At 50.4% G+C, this 23146-nt stretch carries 19 protein-coding genes; 7 read left to right on the forward strand and 12 right to left on the reverse strand.

The genetic code is table 11. The annotated features are described in order from the left end of the window. Positions 1-95: 95 nt before the first annotated feature. Together EJN92_RS20050 and EJN92_RS20055 are read right to left on the reverse strand one after the other, a co-directional pair. On the reverse strand, positions 96-1331 hold the full coding sequence (locus tag EJN92_RS20050; protein ID WP_126129451.1) for a branched-chain amino acid ABC transporter substrate-binding protein: 1236 nt from the start codon (positions 1329-1331) through the stop codon (positions 96-98). Between the two features lie 115 nt (positions 1332-1446). After that, complete coding sequence (locus tag EJN92_RS20055) at positions 1447-3099, reverse strand: 3-(methylthio)propionyl-CoA ligase (protein ID WP_126129452.1); 1653 nt, start codon at positions 3097-3099, stop codon at positions 1447-1449. 481 nt (positions 3100-3580) lie between these two features. Between EJN92_RS20055 and prfB the strand changes: the two genes are divergently transcribed. The 3 genes from prfB (at position 3581) to EJN92_RS20070 (ending at position 8208) form a co-directional block, all read left to right on the forward strand. Continuing rightward, a protein-coding gene (gene prfB, locus EJN92_RS20060) for a peptide chain release factor 2 (RefSeq protein WP_126129453.1) occupies positions 3581-4685 on the forward strand; the annotation gives its coding sequence in 2 pieces (ribosomal slippage) (positions 3581-3661 and positions 3663-4685; 1104 coding nt in all). Positions 4686-4770: 85 nt separating this feature from the next. Then, the gene (gene lysS / locus EJN92_RS20065; RefSeq protein ID WP_126129454.1) at positions 4771-6303 is read left to right on the forward strand and encodes a lysine--tRNA ligase; all 1533 of its coding nucleotides are present in this window, start codon (positions 4771-4773) and stop codon (positions 6301-6303) included. Positions 6304-6420: 117 nt separating this feature from the next. Beyond that, a complete protein-coding gene (locus EJN92_RS20070) occupies positions 6421-8208 on the forward strand; it encodes an ABC transporter ATP-binding protein (RefSeq protein WP_227869617.1) in 1788 nt (595 codons plus the stop codon). Positions 8209-8275: 67 nt separating this feature from the next. Here EJN92_RS20070 and EJN92_RS20075 read toward each other — a convergent pair whose 3' ends face one another. Then, the gene (locus EJN92_RS20075; protein WP_126129455.1) at positions 8276-9271 is read right to left on the reverse strand and encodes an NAD(P)/FAD-dependent oxidoreductase; all 996 of its coding nucleotides are present in this window, start codon (positions 9269-9271) and stop codon (positions 8276-8278) included. 98 nt (positions 9272-9369) lie between these two features. Next, complete coding sequence (locus EJN92_RS20080; RefSeq protein ID WP_126129456.1) at positions 9370-9819, reverse strand: CBS domain-containing protein; 450 nt, start codon at positions 9817-9819, stop codon at positions 9370-9372. Positions 9820-10044: 225 nt separating this feature from the next. On the opposite strand from EJN92_RS20080, the gene EJN92_RS20085 reads away from it, so the two are divergent. From EJN92_RS20085 to EJN92_RS20095, 3 genes are read left to right on the forward strand one after another with little or no spacing between them, the layout of a single operon-like run. Continuing rightward, positions 10045-11355 (forward strand): O-acetylhomoserine aminocarboxypropyltransferase, encoded by a 1311-nt coding sequence (locus tag EJN92_RS20085; protein WP_126129457.1) that lies wholly within the window; start codon positions 10045-10047, stop codon positions 11353-11355. 1 nt (position 11356) lies between these two features. Next, the gene (locus tag EJN92_RS20090; protein WP_126129458.1) at positions 11357-12163 is read left to right on the forward strand and encodes an alpha/beta fold hydrolase; all 807 of its coding nucleotides are present in this window, start codon (positions 11357-11359) and stop codon (positions 12161-12163) included. 18 nt (positions 12164-12181) lie between these two features. Then, positions 12182-12793: a LysE family translocator gene (locus tag EJN92_RS20095; RefSeq protein WP_157984406.1), complete on the forward strand. Its 612-nt coding sequence runs from the start codon at positions 12182-12184 to the stop codon at positions 12791-12793. Positions 12794-12857: 64 nt separating this feature from the next. On the opposite strand, the gene EJN92_RS20100 is transcribed toward EJN92_RS20095, so the two are convergent. The 8 genes from EJN92_RS20100 to EJN92_RS20135 all read right to left on the reverse strand — a co-directional run bounded on the left by EJN92_RS20100 (position 12858) and on the right by EJN92_RS20135 (position 20914). Beyond that, the gene (locus EJN92_RS20100) at positions 12858-13283 is read right to left on the reverse strand and encodes a GNAT family N-acetyltransferase (RefSeq protein WP_126129460.1); all 426 of its coding nucleotides are present in this window, start codon (positions 13281-13283) and stop codon (positions 12858-12860) included. A 50-nt stretch (positions 13284-13333) separates the two neighbouring features. After that, complete coding sequence (locus tag EJN92_RS20105; RefSeq protein ID WP_126129461.1) at positions 13334-14272, reverse strand: alpha/beta fold hydrolase; 939 nt, start codon at positions 14270-14272, stop codon at positions 13334-13336. Between the two features lie 126 nt (positions 14273-14398). Next, positions 14399-15301 carry an SDR family oxidoreductase gene (locus tag EJN92_RS20110; protein WP_126129462.1) on the reverse strand — a complete coding sequence of 301 codons (903 nt, stop codon included), beginning with the start codon at positions 15299-15301 and terminating at the stop codon, positions 14399-14401. A gap of 68 nt (positions 15302-15369) precedes the next feature. Further along, on the reverse strand, positions 15370-16368 hold the full coding sequence (locus EJN92_RS20115) for an NADP-dependent oxidoreductase (protein WP_126129463.1): 999 nt from the start codon (positions 16366-16368) through the stop codon (positions 15370-15372). A gap of 66 nt (positions 16369-16434) precedes the next feature. Further along, on the reverse strand, positions 16435-16911 hold the full coding sequence (locus EJN92_RS20120; protein ID WP_126129464.1) for a PaaI family thioesterase: 477 nt from the start codon (positions 16909-16911) through the stop codon (positions 16435-16437). A gap of 2 nt (positions 16912-16913) precedes the next feature. Next, positions 16914-17708: an SDR family oxidoreductase gene (locus EJN92_RS20125; RefSeq protein WP_126129465.1), complete on the reverse strand. Its 795-nt coding sequence runs from the start codon at positions 17706-17708 to the stop codon at positions 16914-16916. A 168-nt stretch (positions 17709-17876) separates the two neighbouring features. Continuing rightward, the gene (locus EJN92_RS20130) at positions 17877-19694 is read right to left on the reverse strand and encodes an acyl-CoA dehydrogenase (RefSeq protein ID WP_126129466.1); all 1818 of its coding nucleotides are present in this window, start codon (positions 19692-19694) and stop codon (positions 17877-17879) included. Positions 19695-19735: 41 nt separating this feature from the next. Next, positions 19736-20914 (reverse strand): acetyl-CoA C-acyltransferase, encoded by a 1179-nt coding sequence (locus tag EJN92_RS20135; RefSeq protein WP_126129467.1) that lies wholly within the window; start codon positions 20912-20914, stop codon positions 19736-19738. Positions 20915-21412: 498 nt separating this feature from the next. On the opposite strand from EJN92_RS20135, the gene EJN92_RS20140 reads away from it, so the two are divergent. Further along, positions 21413-23098 (forward strand): MFS transporter, encoded by a 1686-nt coding sequence (locus EJN92_RS20140; RefSeq protein ID WP_126129468.1) that lies wholly within the window; start codon positions 21413-21415, stop codon positions 23096-23098. The last annotated feature ends 48 nt before the right edge of the window (positions 23099-23146 follow it).

Genomic DNA, 23146 nt, shown 5'->3' on the forward strand with positions numbered 1-23146 from the left:
AGTTTGGCTACGCATGCGCACTAGCGATTGTTAGCTTTGCCGCGAAAAAAAGAGAGTGCTGGCTGCAGCACTCTCTTTCTTGATGAACTTAGCGATTAATTTGGACGCTTCATTTGGCAAGACGAGGGTTGCGAGGCGACAAAGGCTTCAATTTTTTGATTGGTCTGCCATCCCAAGCCGGTGTTTTCCTGATCGTACTTCACGTCCTTGCCGTTGGTCTTGACCCAGGTGGAGATATACAGGGGTTGCTGGATCTGATGATCACTTTTGCGCAACACATCATCACCATTGAGGCTCTTTACCGTCATACCCTCCATCGTCAACGCTACTTTTAATGGCTCAATAGACTTCGACTCCTTAACCGCTTTGGACAGGCTAGCGATGACTGTATATGTGGCCATGGAATAGTAATCATCTTTATACTTGGCTTTAAAACCCTCGACGATTTCTTTTCCAGAAAAGCTCTCGTTGTTCGGATGCCAGTAGCTCACTTGCTTGACCCTATCGATACCGGCGGCGCCCATCGCAGTCGGCACCCCGGTGGTGCCGGCATAATAAGTATAGAAATTAGCCTTTAAATCGGCGTCTTTGGCGGACTTAATCAATAGGGCAAGATCGGCGCCCCAATTGCCGGTAATGACAGTATCAGCACCGGATGCCTTGATCTTCGCCACATAAGGCGAGAAATCTTTTACCTGTCCAATAGGATGCAGATCATCACCAACGATTTGAATGTCCGGCCGTTTGCGACCGAGGTATTCTTTGGCGGCACGGGTAACCTGATGGCCGAAGGAGTAATTCTGACCTATGATGTAGACCTTCTTGATCGCCAGGTCTTTTGCCATAAAGCTGGTCAATGCCTCCATCTTCATATCTGAATTGGAGTCAAAGCGGAAATGCCAGAAACTGCATTTGCTATTGGTCATATCAGGATCGACCGCTGCATGATTTAAGTAGAGAATTTCTTTGCCAGGATTGCGCTCATTGTGTTTATTCACTGCATCGAGTAAGGCCAGACCTACCCCGGAGCCATTACCCTGAGTGATATAGCGAAAGCCCTTATCGATAATAGTTTTCAAGACTGTCAGCGACTCCTGAGGACTGCCTTTATTATCAAAACCGACCACTTCGATTTTATGCCCACCCGCCCAAGCTTCGGCATTGGCTTTCTCTGCTACGTATTGAAATGAGTTCAGAATGTTTTGTCCTACCGGTGCGAACGGCCCAGAAAGCGGATCGATATAGGCGATTTTGATGGTGTCGGACATGGCCACCGGCCCGACTGAGATCAGTGCAAGTGCTACAACGGACGCGCGTAATTGAAATTTCATTGGTCTATCTCCTTTATTTTTATCGGAATAACGACGAACTCAAAACACAAAAACATGACTGCTTTACTTAATTCTTGCTCACCCGCGAGCACCATCAAACACCTTATACTTACAGTTACGCCGTTGGGAGCTTGTAATCCTTAAATTGCTCCCTCAACTTGTTTTTCTGTATCTTGCCTGTTGCCCCCAAAGGCAGGGCATCGATAAAGACCACGTCATCCGGGGTCCACCATTTGGCGATCTTGCCCTCATAAAACTGCAGCAAAGCGGCTTTATCAATTTCGGCATCGGGCTTTTTAACGACGACCAATAAGGGGCGCTCATCCCATTTGGGATGAAATACGCTGATACAGGCGGCTTGTAAAACCCCGGGGAAAGACATCGCCACGTTTTCCAGATCGATGGTGCCTATCCATTCACCACCGGATTTGATGACGTCCTTGCTTCTATCTGTAATTTGCATATAGCCGTCTGCATCGATAGTGGCCACGTCGCCCGTAGGGAACCAACCATCCTCCAAAATATCGCCGCCCTCTTGTTTAAAATAGCTATGAATAATCCATTCGCCTTTGACCAGTAGGTTCCCATACGTAATGCCATCCCAAGGCAACTCGGCACCAGCATCATCGACTATCTTCATATCCACGCCATACACCGCGTGACCTTGTTTGAGTAAAACAGCTTCCTGCTGTGCGTCGGTCAAGCCCATGTGCTTGGCCTGTAGCGTGCCAGTGGTGCCTAGCGGTGACATCTCGGTCATGCCCCAGGCATGTATCACTTCAACGCCATAAGTATGTCTGAGCGTTTTCATCATGGAAGGTGGGCAAGCCGAGCCGCCTATGACGGTGCGCTTAAAGCTGGAGAAGCGCAGGTTATTTTGCGCGACATAATTGAGTAATCCCAGCCAAATAGTGGGCACTCCGGCGGAGAAAGTGACTTGCTCTTGTTCGAACAGTTCATACAAGGATTTACCATCCATGTGTGGACCTGGGAATACCAATTTCGCTCCGCTTAACGGCGCAGAATATGGCAAGCCCCAGGCATTTACATGGAACATAGGCACCACCGGCAAGACGGCATCGCGCGCCGAAACATTAAGCGCATCTGGCATAGCCGAAGCATAAGAATGCAAGACCGTAGAGCGGTGCGAATACAAGGCGCCCTTAGGATTACCGGTCGTACCCGAGGTATAGCAAAGGCTGGAAGCAGAATTCTCGTCAAACAAGGGCCAAATAAACTGATCCGAGTTGGCAGCGATTAGATCTTCGTAGCACAAGAGATTAGGAACACTACCATCAGTTGGCAATCGGTCCCTGTCGCACATCATTACAAAACCCTTGACGGTAGTGCAATGTTTGGCGATCGCTTGAATAATTGGCAGGAAAGTGATGTCAAATAGCAGATATTGGTCTTCGGCATGATTGACGATGTAGGCAATCTGCTCCGGATACAGGCGTGGATTAATAGTATGGAGCACCGCACCAGAACCTGAAACCGCATAATAGGCTTCCATGTGGCGGTAGCCGTTCCAAGCCAGAGTGGCGACCCTATCCCCGAGCACCACGCCTAATTGTTGCAAAGCATTGGCTAATTTTTTTGCTCGGCTATGACAATCGTGATACGTGTAGCGATGAATGTCGCCCTCGACCCGCCTTGAAACAATCTCATTGCCACCGAAATGCCTATCTGCGTGTTCGATAATGCTAGAAATGAGCAAGGGTTTGCTCATCATTTGACCCATCAAAGGGCTTTTTGGGTAGGCGGACATTCATTCTCCAGAAAATTGATTTTCTTAATTTCAACGAGGTTTTAGAGCTTTCTTCCTAATTTAATTCATTTTGTCGATTTTGGAACGACCGTTCTAATTCGTCAATCGCTAATTTCATGCTGCGTAACAGCAAAAATATCTTTGCAACAAACACAAAACTCATCTAAACCACAAACGAAATATCAACAAAAATTCGTTTATTGCAATGCAATATTTACACAAAAATTGAGACGCAAAAACCGTAAAAATGAAGAGAAAAAAATCCATAATGTTTTTCTAGCGACACAAAAACAACAGAAATCAATTTTTACTACTTTGAAATAACTCCTTCTTAATTATGCAATTTACATCTCTTGTTTTGCGCTGAACAGTAAAATTTTCTCATTCGTAAAAATCCGGGATTTTGTCTCTGACTTCGAGAGTCTTAGCACCTCATCATGTATAATCAAAGGTTCGATTTAATTAGACTGCAGAGAAAAATATGGAAGCCGAACGCCTCAATAGCCTGTCCAACCTGCTCGCTGACCTGACGGTACGCGAAGCCGAACTTCGGAGGTATCTTTGACTTCGATGTCAAGTCAGAGAAACTGGAACAAGTTAACGCCGAATTAGAAGATCCTAAAGTCTGGGAAGAGCCTAAGCGCGCCCAAGAATTAGGCAAGGAAAAAAAATCCCTAGAAGCTATCGTCAATACCTTGACGAAAATCGACACCGACCTAAAAGACGCCAACGATCTGTTTGCAATGGCGCGTGAAGAAGCCGATGAAGAAACCTTAGAGGCGGTCGAGCTCGATGCGGAGACCTTGAAGGGGCTAGTCGAGGGCATGGAATTTCGCAGGATGTTCAATAATCCTATGGATCCGAACAACTGCTTCATCGATATTCAGGCTGGCGCAGGCGGTACCGAAGCGCAAGACTGGGCTTCTATGCTGCTACGTCAATATTTACGCTATTGTGAGCGCAAGGGCTTTAAGGTCGAAATCATGGAACAATCCGATGGCGAGGTGGCTGGCATCAAGACCGCGACGCTCAAAGTTGAGGGCGACTACGCTTACGGCTTCCTGCGCACAGAAACTGGCGTACATAGACTGGTGCGTAAGTCACCGTTCGATTCCGCCAACGGCCGTCACACCTCGTTTTCCAGCCTGTTTGTGTATCCAGAAGTCGATGAGTCGTTTGAAATTGATATTAACCCAGCCGATGTACGGGTCGATACCTATCGAGCTTCCGGTGCCGGTGGTCAGCATATTAATAAGACCGATTCCGCAGTACGCTTGACACATGGTCCTTCTGGCATCGTCGTACAGTGTCAGAATGACCGTAGTCAACATCGTAACCGCGCCGAGGCTTGGGAAATGTTGAAAGCAAAATTATTTGAACTCGAATTGCGCAAGCGCATGAGCGAAAAGCAAAATCTGGAAGACACCAAGACTGATGTTGGCTGGGGTCACCAAATTCGCTCCTACGTATTGGACCAATCCCGCATCAAAGATTTGCGTACCAATTTTGAGATGGGCAATACCAAGGCCGTGCTCGATGGCGATCTTGATGATTTTATTGCTGCCTCATTAAAACAAGGCGTGTAATTTTACAAGTACACGGAGAGCGCTAAGCCCGCTCTCCTCTGCAATCATGGTGCGCATCTTTGCACCCACAATAAAGAGCATTCATATGTCAGAACAAAATATACCGGCCGCAGAACTGCCACAAGACGAAAACTCCATCATCGCCGAGCGACGTGCCAAATTGGCGGCGATCCGCGCGCAAGGCGTAGCGTTTCCGAATGACTTCCGCCCTCAGCACAAAGCCGCGGCATTGCAAGAGCAATACGGCGCACATACGCGTGAAGAGCTCGAAGCGATGAACGTAGAGGTGGCGATCGCTGGCCGTATGATGCTCAAGCGTGAAGCTGGCAAAAAAGCGGCATTCGCCACTTTGCAAGATGCATCAGGCCTAAAGGCTGATGGCCGTATTCAGCTCTACATCACCAGCGATAAGACTGGCGAAGTGGAAATGGAAGCCTTCCGCCACTACGATTTGGGCGATATTCTGGGCATCGTTGGCGTGCTGTTTAAAACTAAGACCGATGAGTTGACCGTAAAAGTCACGACACTGCGTTTGCTGACTAAATCTTTGCGCCCATTGCCAGATAAGTTCCATGGCTTATCGAATCAGGAAACCAAGTATCGCCAGCGTTATGTCGATCTGATCATGAGCGAAGACACTCGTCGCACTTTCAAGGCGCGTACCGCTGCGATGAACTCGATACGCAGCTTTATGAATAGCCATGATTTCATGGAAGTCGAAACGCCGATGTTGCACGTTATTCCGGGTGGCGCGGCAGCTAAGCCTTTCATCACGCATCACAATGCGCTGGACATGGAAATGTATCTGCGTATCGCGCCTGAACTGTATCTGAAGCGTCTGGTAGTCGGTGGTTTTGACCGCGTTTTCGAAGTCAATCGCAATTTCCGCAATGAAGGCGTATCACCACGTCACAATCCGGAATTCACGATGATGGAATTCTATGCCGCCTATGTCGATTACAAATGGCTCATGGATTTCACTGAAGAAGTCATCCGCAAGGCAGCAGTTGATGCGCACGGCACGGCAGTGCTAACTTACCAGGGCAGGGAACTCGATCTTTCCAAGCCGTTCCAGCGTCTCACCATCGTTGGCGCAATCAATAAATATGCGCCAGGCTACAGCGATGAGCAATTGCACGACGCCGAATTCATTAAGGCAGAACTGAAGAAATTCGGTGTCAAGCCATTTGCCACCGCTGGTTTGGGTGCATTGCAATTGGCGCTGTTTGAAGAAACAGCTGAAGCGCAATTGTGGGAACCAACCTACATCATTGATTACCCGGTTGAAGTGTCGCCACTGGCACGCGCATCCGATACCGTTGCCGGCATTACCGAACGCTTTGAACTGTTCATGACCGGTCGTGAAATCGCCAACGGCTTCTCTGAGTTGAACGATGCCGAAGATCAGGCTGCGCGCTTCCAGGCACAAGTTGCGGCCAAAGACGCTGGTGATGAAGAAGCCATGTTCTACGATGCCGATTATATTCGCGCCTTGGAATATGGACTGCCACCAACTGGCGGTTGCGGAATAGGCATAGATAGATTGATGATGCTGATCACCGATTCGCCTAACATCCGTGATGTCATCTTATTCCCGCATTTACGTCGCGAAGACTAAGCTAATTTTTTAGCTTAGCGGGCGCTTATCCGGCAAAAGGCATTGAGATTTTTCTTGATGCCTTTTTCGTTTGTGTTGCGTATTTTTATAAAAACTCTCCTAATATTTACGTTCACCATGACCAAGACCAGTATTCATCCACTTAAGAAATTACTTAGCTACGCCAACAATTACCGCCTAGATTTTCGTCTGGCGACTCTGTATTCGGTACTGAATAAATTTTTTGACATACTGCCTGAAGTGTTGATCGGCGTGGCGGTCGATATCGTGGTCAATGGCGATAAAAGTTTTATGGCGAAGCGAATACTGGGGGGCTTTGGAATTACCGACACCTGGCATCAACTGATTTTATTAGGTGCGCTAAATGTACTTATCTGGGGCGGTGAATCCTGGTTTGAATATTTGCTCTCACTGAAATGGCGTAAATTGGCACAAAACCTGCAGCATGACCTACGCCTTGATACCTATAGCCATGTGCAAAAATTGGAAATGGCCTATTTCGAAAATCAGCGCACTGGCAACCTGATGTCGGTGCTGAGCGAAGACATTAATCAGATGGAACGCTTCCTAAACGGTGGCGCCAATCAAATTATTCAAGTGCTGTGTTCTTCCATTATGGTCAGCGCAGTATTTTTCTCATTACAACCATCTCTAGCGGTGATTTCACTGTTGCCTGTACCGTTCATCTTGTTTGGTGCTTTTTGGTTTCAAAAACGCCTGGCACCACGCTATGCCGAGGTCAGAGTCGCTGCGGGTGACGTCAGTGCGCGTCTGAATAATAATTTACTCGGCTTAGCCACGATCAAGGCCTTTGCCACAGAGGATTTAGAGAGCGCGCACATTGCCCAGGCTAGCCAGGCTTACCGCAACGCGAACGAGCGCGCGATTGCCATCAGTGCCGCCATTACTCCGGTGATACGCATGGCAATTCTGGCCGGGTTCACTGCGACCCTGGTGTATGGCGGCTGGCTGGTGCTACATGCTGAATTAGCCGTCGGTGCCTATTCAGTTTTGGTGTTTCTGACGCAGCGCCTGCTTTGGCCCTTAACCAGTCTGGCCGATGTCGCAGACATGTATCAACGCTCCATGTCATCGATAGACCGAGTCATGACACTGCTGCAAACGCCAATTCAAATCAGTTATGCGGGCGAGCCTGTGGATAGTAGTAAGCTCAAAGGTGAATTGCGCTTTAAGGATGTGAGTTTTTCTTATGGCGACAGGCCAACCATTGAAAAACTTAATCTCACGATAGCCGCTGGTGCAAGCATCGCCTTCGTGGGGGCTACTGGTTCGGGGAAATCAACTTTAGTAAAACTCTTACTGCGTTTTTATCATGTGGGCGAAGGCACAATACTGCTCGATGGCCGACCTATTGAAGCGCTGGACTTACAGGATCTGCGACGTAGCATAGGCTATGTAGCACAAGACAGTTTCTTGACCGACGGCAGCATAGCTGAGAATATCGCCTATGGAATGACAGATGCAAGTGAAGAGGCGATCGCCGAAGCGGCACGCGCGGCCGAAGCGACAGAATTTATCAATAAACTGCCGCTAGGTTTCGCCACCAAGATAGGAGAACGTGGACAGAAACTCTCTGGCGGTCAGCGCCAACGTTTAGCCTTAGCTCGCGCCATCCTAAAAAACCCGGCAATCTTGATACTTGATGAGGCCACCAGCGCGGTTGATAATGAGACTGAAGCCGCAATACAACGCAGCCTCGATGTGGTTAGCCGTGGTCGCACCACCGTTATCATCGCGCATAGGCTGTCGACCGTGCGGCAGGCCGATTGCATACATTTAATGGAAGATGGTCAGATTATAGAAAGCGGCACGCATGAAGAATTACTGAGTTTGGACGCGGGCTATGCTGCCTTGTGGCGCTTGCAAACTGGTCAGAGAACTTGATTTTAATGGGGAACTTGGAGCAGAGCCCTAAGTTTTGGGTCCTGCTCCAAGTCAATTTAACACGCAACTAGGCTGATACTTCCTTGGCCAGTGCCAAGCCACTCAGGAAGGCATTTTCTACACGGCCGCCGCCCTCTAGACCGACCGCAAACCAGTCTCCACACAGGCCCAGACCTTTTTTTGCATCCCACAGATTTGCTTGCGCTAAAGGCTGGCACGCCTCGGAATAACGCCACCTATGCGCCACCGCATGCACCGCCTGTATGGGAGAGCCGGTCGCTTCATGGAAGGCTTTCGAGAGTTTTTCTTTTATCCTATCTGGATCTTCTTCCAGATGTTTTTTACTCCAGGCCGCGGTCGCGTGGCACACCCAGCGTTCGCCAGCTCTATGATCCGGTTTCGAGGTGTCGCGTGAGATCCAGCCGAGTCGTGAATTGGCGATCCAGGCACCATCGTAGTTGAGATTTAAGGCATTCTGAAAGCCTAGCATCAAGGTCCAGCATGGCTCCATATGTATGGAGTTGAGTATTTTGGAAAATTCGCTATGTCCTGTCAGTAGCGGCGCGGCCTGCTCCGGTGGAGTAGCGATGATGACCGCATCAAATGGCCCAGCCGAGGCTGGCACTGCAACCATGTCAGACTTTATCAATAACAACCATTGCTTATCGAACGGCTCTAGCGCCATGACCTGCTGTTCAGTACGTACATCGAGACCATGTGCCAGTTGTTTGCCTAGCGAACTCATGCCAGGCGTAGGCACATATCGTTTTCTACTGCGGTCGGCGGGAGTGGTAATCGCAGCGTCCAACTTGACTAGCTTGCCTTCCCATGGCACCACCCAACCTACCTTACTCCAATCGGCAATCTCCTTTTTAAATCGATCTGAACTAGCAGTAAAATATTGGGCGCCATGATCAAAGCCACCTACTTCGGTTTGACGGGTACTCATACGTCCACTGACACCACTACTTTTTTCGTAAATGGTGACATGATGTCCTTGCGATTGTAGTTGACGTGCAGCAGTCAATCCCGCAATTCCAGCTCCAACGATCGCTATTTGCATGATGGGTATCTCCTAAGGTATTTAAAATAAAAGCAGAAACAAAAACGCCCGCAAGCTAAGCTATGCGGGCGTTTTTATTTAGTCGACGACGTTCAACATCACTCTTCGCTTTCTTCAACAGGCCAATCGCGAATATAGGCCTTCAACATCTTGTTCTCAAAGCTTTGCGCCTCCAGAACAGCTTTTGCAACATCATAGAAAGAAATCACACCGAGTAAAACTTTTGCATCCATCACCGGCAGATAGCGCGAGTGTTTCTCCAGCATCATGCGTCTTACTTCATTCACTTCAGTTTCTGGCGTCACCGTCAATGGATGGTCATCCATAAACTTGCGCACCGTACCGTTGCCTAATGAACCTGTTTGTTTATCCAGGGCACGTATCACTTCGCGAAACGTCAGTACCCCTACCAGAGTGCCGAACTCCATCACCACCAGAGAACCTATATCTTTTTCTTCCATGACGCTGGCAGCTTCGGTGATCAAAGTGTCTGGCGTGATAGTAAATAGGATATTACCTTTTACCTGGAGAATTTCTGAAACCTTCATATTGCCCCCCTTAAAATCGTCAGCTATGCGCTTATCGCATTTATATCTTTTGCTTATATTGTCAATGTATCGTAAGCCGTGTAAAAAATCCAGCATTTGCAGAGAGCAAACTTAATTGAGTTAGCGCGAAAAATATTTTCTACGAAAAATGCTGTCAAAAAGCATTTTTTAAACTCTTGCTTCGATGGTAGCATTAAGCCTTGAACTTAGGAGAAAAACACCATCATGAGCGGTCCAAAATACCACGGTTTCGATACCTTGTCGCTGCATGCGGGTGCTGCGCCCGATCCAGCAACTGGCGCGCGTGCCACACCTATCCACTTTACTTCCTCGTTTGTGTTTAAAGACTCAGATCACGCGGCCTCACTCTTTAATATGGAGCGTGCCGGTCATGTGTATTCGCGCATCTCGAACCCTACCAACGCCGTCCTGGAAGAGCGCATCGCAGCGCTTGAGGGCGGGGTCGCAGGGATCGCCGTGGCCAGTGGACAGGCCGCGCTACACTTAGGTCTTGCCACCATCGCTGGCGCCGGATCGCACATCGTTGCTTCACGCGCGCTGTACGGCGGTTCCCAAAATTTACTCGCCTACACCTTAAAGCGTTTTGGAATAGAAACGACTTTCGTCGACCCACGCGATCTGGATGCCTGGCGTCAGGCGATACGGCCAAATACCAAGGTGCTATTCGGTGAGACTTTGGGTAACCCGGGTTTGGATGTACTCAATATCCCTGAGGTGGCTGCGATCGCGCATGAGAATTACCTACCGTTGATGCTGGACGCCACTTTCACCACTCCGTATTTGCTGCGCCCTTTTGAGCACGGTGCGGATCTGATCTGCCATTCAGCGACCAAGTTTTTATGCGGCCATGGCACCGCTATTGGCGGCTTATTGGTGGATGGCGGTACTTTCGACTGGCAACAAGCTTACGAAAAGACCGGGCGCTTTAGCGAATTGTGCGAACCCTATGATGGATTCCACGGCATGGTGTTTGCTGAAGAATCGACTGTAGGAGCGTTCTCGCTCAGGGCGCGCCGTGAAGGTTTGCGCGACTTCGGTGCCGCCATGAGCCCGCACAATGCCTTCGCCATCTTGCAGGGAATCGAGACTCTAGGCCTACGCATGGATAGGCATGTCGCCAATACCCGTAAGGTCGTAGAATTTTTGGTGGCGCACCCGGCAGTCGCTTCGGTGGCTTTTCCTGAACTGGAAAGCCATCCGGATTGTGCACTCGCCAAGACCCTGCTACCGAAAGGTTGTGGCGCAGTATTTTCTTTCAACATCAAGGGCGACTGTGCTGCAGGTCAACGCTTTGTCGAGGCTCTCAAAATATTTTCTCATCTGGCCAATGTCGGCGACGCCAAGTCGCTGGTGATCCACCCTGCCTCAACCACCCACTTCCGGGTGCCGAGCGAGCAATTGGCCGCCTCTGGGATTAGCGAAGGCACCATGCGCCTGTCGATAGGCCTGGAAGATATCGATGACTTATTAGAAGACTTGGCGCGCGGCTTAAAAGCAGCCATGAAAGGAGCTTAAGATGCTCATCACTATCGATAATCAGGCTGCGTATTGCTACACCGGTGGCAAAGCCTTCAATCCAGAATTGCCAACTGTGGTTTTTATTCATGGCGCGCAGAACGACCATTCGGTCTGGGCGCTGCAAAGCCGCTATTTTGCGCATCATGGTTTTTCTGTGTTGGCGCTAGACTTGCCAGGACACGGGCGCAGTAAAGGCGCCGCCTTAAGCAGTGTCGCTGCAATGGCAACCTGGTTGCTGGCGGTGTTGGATGCGGCTGGTGTTAGCAGCGCCATGTTGGTCGGGCATAGCATGGGTTCTTTGATCGCACTCGAAGCTTGCAGTCAGGCACCCACGCGTGCCAGCAAGCTAGCCTTGCTCGCTTGTGCCTACCCAATGAAAGTTTCCGATACGCTGTTAAATGCAGCGCGCGATGAAGAACAGAGCGCCATCGACATGGTGAATATCTGGTCGCATAGCTCAATTGCGCATAAACCCTCCTGCCCCGGTCCTGGTTTTTCTGTGATGGGCAGCAGCCAACGCCTGATGCAGCGGATTTCCCAGATCAATCCTGAAAAAGTTTTTTTCACTGATTTTAGCGCCTGCAATAATTACGCGAATGGCGAGCAAGCGGCGCTGGCGGTGGCCTGCCCTACCCTGTTTTTGCTGGCGCGCAAGGATATGATGACACCGATCAAGGCCAGTAGCGGCTTAAGCAAGGCGATCACGCAAAGTAAGATCAGCATCATCGAAGACTGTGGGCACTCCATGATGACTGAGCAAGCCGATGCGGTATTAAGTGAATTACTTAGCTTTGCCAGAGGCTAGACGCGTATGGCGATGACGATGGAAAGCATGTTGTTGTTTACCGCGACCGAAGCAGCACTCTCTTTATCACCGGGGCCGGCAGTGATGATGGTGGTGGCGTATGGCATCGCACGCGGTTGGCGCAATTCGCTGTTTGTTACCCTGGGGATTCTAACTGGCAATGCGATTTACTTTGCCATCTCGGCCACAGGCATAGGCTCAGTGCTGCTGGCCTCGCCTATGCTATTTAATGGACTTAAATATCTGGGCGCGGCGTATCTGGTGTATCTGGGCTTGTCAGCTATCTTTGGCAAGCCTTCAGCCATCACCTTATCCGCGATTGATAGCCAGGCACTGAGCGGGCGGCGTATCTTTTTGAGTGCCTTGATGTTACAGGTGACCAATCCGAAGTCGCTGTTGACCTTCGTTGCGATCTTGCCGCAATTCATAGACCCACAAGCGCCGGTCGCGATGCAGTTATTGATATTAGCAGCCTGCTCAATTATTCCGGAATTTTTTATCTTACTAGGCTATGGCATGTTAGCTAGCAAAGCGAGTCACTGGGCGACTCAGCCGAAATACTGCCAGATCACCGAACGTATCGCTGGCACGCTGGTGTTGATGGCAGGCGTCTTGGTGGCTGCGGTTTAAAACAAAAAAGCGCTGGTCAAGAACTCTTGTCCAGCGCTTTATCGATGTGCCATCGAGCTTGTATTTAAAAATTATGCGTCATGTGCACGTGCGGAATTCCCGCTTCTTCAAATTGGGTCCCATCGCTGGCAAAGCCTGCGCGCTGATAAAAACTTTCGGCCGTGGTTTGGGCATTGAGTTGCACTGCCACCTGGCCTCTTAGTTTTGCCTGCTCCATCAGCAAGCGCAAAATCGCTGCACCAACACCGCTGCCGCGCGCCGTTTCTTTGACTGCCATGCGACCTATGTGCCCATCCGGTAGCAATCGGCCGGTGCCTATCACTAACTTATTCTCATCGTAGGCGACCGCGTGCAAACACAGAGCGTCCATCACATCCCACTCCAGATCGGCTGGAATATGCTGCTCTAGCACAAACACTTCGTGGCGTATCGCCTGCGCGTCTTTTTGCAGGGTATTCCAGTCACCTAAGATAATATTGAATTCATTCATAATAAAGCGGCAATAAAATGTTGTTGTGAGTAAATAATTTAATGATTTAATTATGGCAGCGAAGCATAGTCCTTGGCAAGCGGCTTCTCTGCCTCGATAAAAGCGCGGATCAGCGTGTTAATCCTGCTTGGCTGCTCATGGATGATCCAATGCGTGCCCTCGGGGATACGTACGATTTCCAGATCAGCGACGAACTCTTCCAAGCCATCTAATAAATTTTTTGGCAGCGCTGTATCGGCCTCGCCCCAGATGACGCGGGTAGCCACATTGACTTTAAAATCAGCGGCCGACAAGTTCAGTTGCGCAGCACCTGGCGCAGTGGCGGTGGGCGGATGCAAAGGGGACGCACGGTAATAATTGACGCCGCCATGCAGTCCGCGCGCCCAGCAGGCATGATACAGAGCGCGGGTAGGCGCATCAAACCAGCCCGCCTCACCCTGCTTCTTGAAAAAACCTTCGACTAAAGCAAAATCATCTTGCGCCAGCGCTAGTTCAGACCCTTCCTGACGTAGCCAATTCATGTATTCACTGGCGGCTTTTTGGTTGGCATCGTGCGCTAAGGCCTGCATAAATAAATACGGATGTGGGGCATTGATGATGATCAGTTGTTCGACCAATTCTGGTAGGGCAATCGCCAGATTCCAACACACGGCACCGCCCCAATCATGCGCCACAATAATCGCCTTTTGGTCGCCCAGATGCGCGATTAGCAGCCTTAGATCGTCGACTATGTATTTCGCCTTATAGGCCGCCACATCGGCTGGCATATCGGATAAATTAAAGCCGCGCAAGTCTGGCGCCACCGCAAAATAATCTTGCCCAAACTCGGACAATTGCGCCGCCCATTCATACCAAAACTCGGGGAAGCCATGCACAAACAAGATCAAAGGACGACCCGGCACCCCGGCACTGGCGTAATGCAGCCGGGTGCCGTTAGCTAGCGCGGCATACTGCCCACTGCGTATTTCTACTTGCTGATCGCTATCCATGATGTCTCCTTAAAAATAGATACTCCCCCAGTTTTTTAAAAAAACTGGCTACTCCCGCATATAGCACCTGCGCGATTAAATATTACTAGGAGGGAGTATCTGTAAATCAGACTGTATTAACTGGGTTTAGGCGGCCTTCATTTTGGCGCGCAACATGTCACGGATATGCGGCGCGGCCTGATACGGATCGCCGGGATTACGCTGCTGCACGATGTCTTCCATGCGTTCTTGTACATTGCCCAATGCAGACGGATGCGAGAAGATATAGAACTGCTTTTCCTGTATCGCCTTAAAGGTATTTTCAGCCACTTCCTGGGCACTGACCTTGCCGGAAGAAACCGCTTTATCCGACATGCTCTGCGATGCCCTTTGGCTGGCAGTGACGGCGCCCGCGGCCACGTCTTGCGGACGATTGCGGTGCGACTGGCTAATCCCGGTTGGCACAAAATACGGGCAAAGTACCGACGCGCCAATCGGTGCCTGCGCCAGATCCAGATCTTGATACAGGCTTTCCGATAAGGACACCACCGCATGTTTAGAGACGTTGTAGACTCCCATGGTGGGCGCATTTAACAAGCCAGCCATAGAAGCGGTATTGACGATATGCCCTTCATACTCAGGGTCCTGCTTGGCGCACTCCAGCATCAGATTGGTGAAGATGCGCACGCCATGGATCACACCCCATAAATTTACGCCTAACACCCATTCCCAATCGGCCTGAGTGTTTTCCCAAATCAAACCACCTGAACCCACGCCGGCATTATTAAAGACCAGATGCACCGCACCGTATTTTTGCATGCAAGCGTCGGCTAGTGCCTGCACCTGTTCGGCATGCCGCACATCGCAACGCATCGCCAGCACCTCAGCGCCGCTCGCTTCCAATTCCGCTTTGACTGCATCCAAGGCATCTTGCTGCACATCAGCCAACACCAACTTCATTCCTAAACGCGCCCCTATGAGGGCGAACTCACGGCCAAAACCACTGGCAGCACCGGTAATCACGGCGACTCTGTCTTTAAAAATACGCATGTAGCACTCCTGAATTGAAATCGCTGAAATTGAAATTGATGTTGGGGATGGAGATGTTTGTGGCAGTCTTAAATCAACTTAACTAATTGTTTGCCAAAGTTTTTACCTTTTAACAGACCGATAAAGGCGGCTGGCGCAGAAGCTAGATCGGGCGCAACTGATTCGCGGAAACTAAGTTTGCCAGTCGCTACTAACATGCCCAGTTCTTTCAAACCTTCTGGCCATAATTCGAGATGCTCTGAGACGATAAAGCCACGCACCGTCAGACGCATGGTTAGCAACACACGAGAATTCTTGATCGGCAAAGCCTCGCCGTTGTAACCGGCTATCATGCCGCACAGAGAGATGCGGCCGAAAGGATTCATACGCGCCAAACTGGCATCGAGAATCTCGCCACCAACGTTCTCGAACAGGGCATCGATACCGTCGGGTGTTGCCGCAGCCAGATCAGCCTCTAAATGTCCGGCCTTGTAATCGATGCAGGCATCAAAGCCCAGCTCGTTGACAACGTAGGCGCATTTCTCCGCACCGCCAGCGATACCTACTGTGCGGCAACCGCGCAATTTTGCCAATTGCCCGACCACGCTACCAACCGCGCCACTGGCGGCCGACACCACCACGGTTTCGCCAGGTTTGGGCTGCATGATCTGGGTCAGGCCATACCAGGCCGTCATGCCTGGCATGCCAACGGCGCCCAGATAGGCCGACAGCGGGATATGACTGGTCGACACTTTGCGTAGCATGACGCCATCCGACACGCCCATTTCTGACCAGCCCAACATGCCTACCACCTGATCACCGACTGCAAATTGTGGATTTTTAGAGGCAAGCACCTCGCCCACCGTACCGCCTATCATGGTCTCGCCGATGGCCTGAGGCGCGGCGTAACTCTTGGCGTCTTCCATACGCATGCGCATGTAGGGGTCTAAGGACAGAAAGTGATTGCGTATCAGCACTTCACCCTCACGCAAGTCGGGGACGGACACAGTTTCGAGGCGGAAGTTCTCAGGCACGACCTCGCCTTGTGGGCGGGACGCTAAGACGATGCGTTGATAAGTTTGGCTCATAATTTTCTCTTGGTGTTTAGTATGAATTTAGTATGAAATTGGTGCGCGTCTAGGGTGTCAAAAAACTTAATCACTGCCATAAAGTTTTTTCATATTTTCACCCGATTTTAAACGGCGTAAATACTTGAAGGTGCCCATGGCTTTGGCGACCAATTTATCGCCATTCCAGATTTCGCCTTCGCAAAAGCACATGGTGGTCGATTGATGAAAGGCCTTGCCTCTGGCTTCGATACGGCCACCGACGATGCCACCCGGCTGCAAAAAACTGGTTTTCATCTCTATCGTGACCACACCTTTGAGTTCGGCACTTAAGGAGCGTCCGGCCATCGCCATCACCACATCGAGCATCGTCATCAGTACGCCGCCATGGGTGATTTGCCAGCTATTCATATGCTGCGCCTGCAGGTCGAGGCCTAGCTTGGCGCTGCCATTTTCCATTTCCAGTAACTCCACCCCCAAGGCATCGAGGAAGGGATTAAGGCTGGGGGGAGTATCGTTAACTGACTGGGCCGCGTCGGCTGCTGTGTTTGCGTTCGCCGTCATGCTCACACCGCCGAGACGCCGCCGTCTACCGCCAAGGTTTGCCCGGTGATGTGCTTACCCGCATCAGAAGCAAACAAGACCGTCACGCCTTTTAAATCTTCTTCGTCACCGATACGCTGCAAAGGTGCCTGTTGCGCCAGTTTTTCTTCGCCCAGATGTTCGAGTATGCCCTTGGTCATCTTGGAAGGGAAAAAGCCCGGTGCGATCGCATTGACTGTGATGCCGTAAATGCCCCACTCACCGGCCAGGGTGCGCGTGAAGTTAATCACCGCTGCTTTCGAAGTGTTGTAGGCGATGGTTTGCATGCTGCCCGGTGGATTACCAGAGAGCCCGGCAATCGAAGCAATATTGATGATGCGGCCGCTCTTGCGCGGGATCATGCTGCGTTTGCCGACTTCTTGCGAGAGCATGAAGATGCTGCGGATATTGAGGTTCATCACCTTATCCCAGGCTTCAACCGTATGCGATTCGGCTGGAGCTCCCCAGGTTGCACCGGCGTTATTGATGAGAATATCGATATGTTCCAGGCGCTTGAGGGCTTCATCGACCAGCCCTTTGACTGCGCCCTCTTTGCCCATGTCGGCAGCAATTGCGCTGGCCTGTATGCCACGGCTTCTCAGATGCGTCAGCGCATCCTCTAAATCTAAATTTTTGCGCGCCGAGATGACGATGCTCGCGCCCTGCTCACCTAGAGCTTCTGCCATCTGCAAACCCAGACCGCGTGAGCCGCCCGTGATGAGCGCTGTTTTACCGCTGAGGTCAAATAATTGTGTGGTCGTACGCGCTATGATTGCCATAATTTTTCGTCCTTAATTTGGTTTATTGCTCAGAGATAGCGCAGTCATTTGAGCGCGCCATTATTGCCAGAAATTCTCTACTTTAGGGGGAGTATATGCGCACACCATCCAATTGCGCACATAGAATATGCGCAAGATAGCCACCACCTATGATACTGAGTGGGAGTATCAGAACCAGGCATCTTGCATTTCTAGCGTAGTCGCGTCCAGATTGGCGAGCAAATCGAGTTGCGCATGCACCTTGGGAAGTTCGTAGTGGTAGAAATATTTGCAGGCTTGCAGCTTGCCTGCATAGAAATCGGCATTGTGCTGCGCCTCCTTATCGATAGCCAATAAGGCTTGCTCTAGCCATATCCATGCCACCACCATATGCCCGAACGCTTCCAGATAAATCGAGGCGTTAGCAAGGATCAGATTCACGTCATCGCTGCCATACATGCGTTGCGTGACGTAGGCCATTCTTTGCAACACCGCGCTCAGGGCTTGCGCATAGCTAGTTAATGCCTCTTGTGGCGCAGCGCGATTGATGGTTTGCTGTATCTCGCCCGCTAGCAAACGCATCGCAGCGCCCTCTTGCATGATCACTTTGCGCCCTAATAAATCGAGACCCTGTATTCCATGCGTACCTTCATGGATGGGATTGAGACGATTATCGCGATAGAATTGTTCGACATTATATTCACGCGTGTAGCCATAGCCGCCATGCACTTGAATCGCCAGATTATTCGCTTCCAGACACCATTGCGAAGGCCAGGATTTAGCGACCGGGGTCAAGATATCGAGCAACAGTAAGGCATCAGCGCGCGCTTGCGCATCGCTACCGCTGCGTTCCTCATCGACCAAACGGGCGCAATACAAATTTAAGGCCAGACCGCCTTCAACGTAGGATTTTTGCGCCAGCAACATGCGCTTCACATCGGTGTGCTGAATAATCGGCAGTTGCGGCGAGCTTGGATCCCTCGCTAGAGCGCTGCGTCCTTGTGGCCGGTTGCGGGCATAGTCAAGCGCGTGCAGATAGCCGGTATACCCTAGCATCACCGCGCCCAGACCGACGCCGATTCTGGCTTCGTTCATCATATGAAACATATTCGCCAGACCTTTATGCAGGCTACCGACCAGGTAGCCTACCGCCCCTGCTTTACCCTCAGGCTGAAACTTTCCTTCGCCAAAGTTAAGCAGGCAATTAGTGGTGCCGCGATAGCCCATCTTATGATTTAAGCCGGCCAATACCACATCATTGCGCTCGCCTAAACTACCATCGGCATGGACTAAAAACTTAGGTACGATGAATAAGGAGATCCCTTTGACGCCGGGTATCAGTTTGCCGTTTTCATCCGGCACCTTGGCCAACACCAGATGCACGATGTTCTCGGATAGCTCATGTTCGCCAGCAGAGATCCACATCTTATTGCCGGTAAGCCGATAACTGCCATCGGCTTGCGGCTCGGCGCGCGTTACTATATCCGACAGACTAGAACCGGCCTGCGGTTCCGACAAACACATGGTGCCGAAATAACGCCCTTCCAGCATAGGTTTGGCGTATAAATCGATTTGTTCCGGCGTGCCGCACTTCATCAGCGTATTGGCGTTACCTATCGTCAGAAAGGGGTACGCTGCGGTGGCGGCATTGGCCCCGGTAAAATAAGCAAAACCCGCTTTTTCGACTACACATGGCAGTTGCATGCCGCCCAACTCAAAATCCTGCCCCGCGGCCATCAGGCCAGCATCGCGAAAAGCTCTTAGAGCGACACCGACTTCTTCGATGATGTGTACCGTCTGGCCGTCAAAATGCGGTTCGTTCTGATCACTCTTTTTATTGTGCGTGGCAAAGAGATCAGTGGCGATTTGCTCACAAGTATCGAGCGCAGCGTCAAAGGTTTCGCGACTATGCTCGGCATAACGCTCACGCTGATTGAGTGCAGTAACGTTGAGCCATTCGTAGAGCAAAAACTCCAGCTCACGACGCGGAATGATTTTTGATTGCATACAGTTTTTACCGGTTAAAAGTGAAACGAAGCGCCAGGCGATTAGCAAACTTCAAATAAGCCCGCTGCGCCCTGGCCGCCACCGATGCACATGGTGACCACCACAAATTTGACGCCACGACGTTTGCCTTCTATTAATGCATGCCCAGTCAGGCGCGCACCAGAGACTCCGTAAGGATGTCCGACCGCGATCGCCCCGCCGTTGACGTTGAGTCTGTCCATGGGGATACCTAGCTTCTCGGCACAATATAAAACCTGCACAGCGAAGGCTTCGTTGAGTTCCCACAAACCGATATCGGACACACTCAAACCGGCCTTTTTTAAAAGTTTTGGAACCGCGAACACCGGGCCTATTCCCATCTCATCGGGCTCACATCCCGCCACTGCAAAACCACGGAAAATACCTAGCGGTTGCAAGCCCTTCGCTTCGGCTACTTTACTGTTCATGACGATAGCAATAGAGGCACCATCTGAAAACTGGCTGGCGTTACCGGCGGAGATGACACCGCCCGGAATCGCAGAACGGATCTTAGAAACCGCCTCCAGTGTCGTGTCGGCGCGTATGCCTTCATCAGCAGAAATAGTGACCTCTCTGCTCAACAACATGCCGCTGGCTTTATCGGCTACACCCATGATGGTCGTCATAGGGACGATTTCGGCATTAAACAAGCCAGCCGCTTGTGCCGCGGCGGCCCGTAACTGGCTTTGCACGCCATATTCATCCTGGCGCTCACGCGCAATGCCATAACGTTTTGCTACAGTCTCTGCAGTTTGCAACATAGGCCAGTACACCTCTGGTTTGTGCTGTTTCAACCACGGATCGACAATCATGTGGCGATTTGCTTCGTTCTGCACGCAAGAGATCGATTCCACCCCGCCGGCGGCGTAGATATCACCTTCGCCAGCGATGATGCGCTGCGCTGCCAGGGCGATGGTTTGTAAGCCTGAAGAGCAAAAACGATTCACAGTCATACCTGCCGTGGTCACCGGGCAGCCACCGCGTAACGCAATCTGGCGCGCAATATTGCTGCCGGTTGCGCCTTCTGGTGTAGCACAACCCATGATGACATCTTCGACTTCTGCTGCGGCTATCCCGGCGCGGCTAATTGCGGCCTGCAAGACATGACCACCGAGGGCGGCGCCATGTGTCATATTGAAAGCGCCTTTCCAGGATTTTGCCAAAGCGGTACGGGCGGTAGAAACGATCACTGCATCAGACATGTGTATCTCCTCATTAGGGAAACTGCGGGACCTACATCGTTAAAAATAAGTTTATTTTAAAGGTAACAGAACTACGACACTGCGGGACTTCTTAAACTCTTCTTTTTCATAGGGAAAGCACAGCTCAATGACCCGCAATAAGAGTGAGTTGTAAATTCAGAAAAACCAGAATAGCATATTTTAAGCACGACCGTTCGCAAAAAGTAGGGACAATTTTTTTGTTGTTAAAAACGTCGCTTTTTGACTACGTTCTGTATTGCATCATCAATTCCCGGTCTAGTCACGAGCTGGACACAATAGGGCTCTATCCTTAGCTGGCTAATATCATAAATACAAAAATAAATGCAAAAATCGCTATTTTGTAAGTCTCTGTAAGTTTCAAGAAAGCATGATGTAAGTTTCACACTTCAGACTCAAGTTGCGCAAAAAAGTTAGCTGCAAAAGATTAGACGTTGCGTTACGTTTTTTGAAGCACACAAAACATCCAAGGAGACAGGCATGAGCACAGCACAGGCAACAGGCGCGGGAGCAGTAAAAGCTGCATCGCGTGGCATGACAGCAGAAGAGCGCAAGGTAATTTTTGCTTCTTCTCTCGGTACCGTATTTGAATGGTACGATTTTTACCTCTACGGTTCTTTAGCTGCGATTATTGCCAAGCAATTCTTCGCTGGCACTGATCCTAATACCGCATTTATTTTCGCCTTGCTGGCGTTTGCCGCCGGTTTCATCGTGCGTCCATTTGGCGCATTGGTGTTTGGCCGCCTGGGTGACATGATAGGACGTAAATACACCTTCCTGGTCACCATCGTGATCATGGGTTTTTCTACCTTCGTGGTTGGGCTATTGCCTAGTTACTCCTCAATTGGTATCGCTGCACCGATTATTCTGGTTTCCCTGCGTATTTTGCAGGGTCTGGCATTAGGCGGTGAATACGGTGGTGCCGCTACTTATGTAGCAGAGCATGCACCAGACGATAAACGTGGCGCCTTCACAGCATGGATACAAACCACAGCAACTTTAGGTTTGTTTTTGTCCTTGATGGTGATCTTGGGTACACGTACCGCTATCGGCGAAGAAGCCTTTGCTGATTGGGGCTGGCGCGTGCCTTTCCTGGTCTCTGTATTTTTGTTAGCGGTCTCAGTCTGGATACGTTTATCCATGAATGAATCCCCGGCTTTCGCAAAAATGAAGGCCGAAGGCAAGACTTCTAAAGCACCTTTGACAGAGTCTTTTGGTCAATGGAAAAACTTGAAAATTGTTATCCTGGCTTTAGTTGGTTTAACTGCCGGCCAAGCCGTGGTCTGGTACACAGGTCAATTTTACGCACTGTTCTTCTTGCAGCAAACGCTGAAAGTAGATGGAGCGACAGCGAATATCTTGATCGCCGCATCGTTGGTGATTGGTACGCCATTTTTCATCGTGTTTGGTAGCTTGTCCGACAAAATCGGCCGCAAACCTATCATCATGGCCGGTTGCCTGATCGCAGCATTAACTTACTTCCCAATTTTCAGTGCCTTGACCCATTTCGCTAATCCAGCATTGGAATCAGCGCTGAAAAATGCCCCAGTGGTTGTTACCGCTGACCCTGCTGATTGCCAATTCCAATTTAACCCTACAGGTACTAAGAAATTCACTTCTTCTTGCGATATCGTCAAAGCGAAATTGGCTGCATCCTCAGTCAACTACACCAATGAAATCGCTCCTGCTGGTACCGTAGCTTCGGTAAAAGTAGGCGAGACTGTGATCGCTTCTTACAACTCGAACGGTTTATCTAAAGAAGACGCAGCGGCGAAATCGAAAGCTTTCACTACCGCGTTTGGTGATGCGATCAAAGCCGCAGGCTACCCAGCCAAAGCCGATCCAGCGCAGATCAATAAGCCTATGGTTTTGGCCTTGCTCACTATCCTGGTCTTGTACGTCACCATGGTATATGGCCCTATCGCCGCCATGCTGGTAGAGATGTTCCCTACTCGCATACGCTACACTTCCATGTCCTTGCCTTACCATATCGGTAATGGCTGGTTCGGTGGCTTGTTGCCAACTACGGCGTTCGCCCTGGTCGCGTTCAAAGGCGATATTTACTACGGTCTCTGGTACCCTATCATCATCGCCTTAGGTACTTTCGTCATCGGTACTTTGTTCATCAAAGAAACCAAAGATAACGATATCTATGCCAATGACTAAGCACTAAGCAATACGCGATAAGCAAGCACCTAGCTACGCTACTGCAGC

It is taken from the genome of Undibacterium parvum (genome assembly GCF_003955735.1).
In the GTDB taxonomy this organism is placed as follows: domain Bacteria; phylum Pseudomonadota; class Gammaproteobacteria; order Burkholderiales; family Burkholderiaceae_D; genus Undibacterium; species Undibacterium parvum.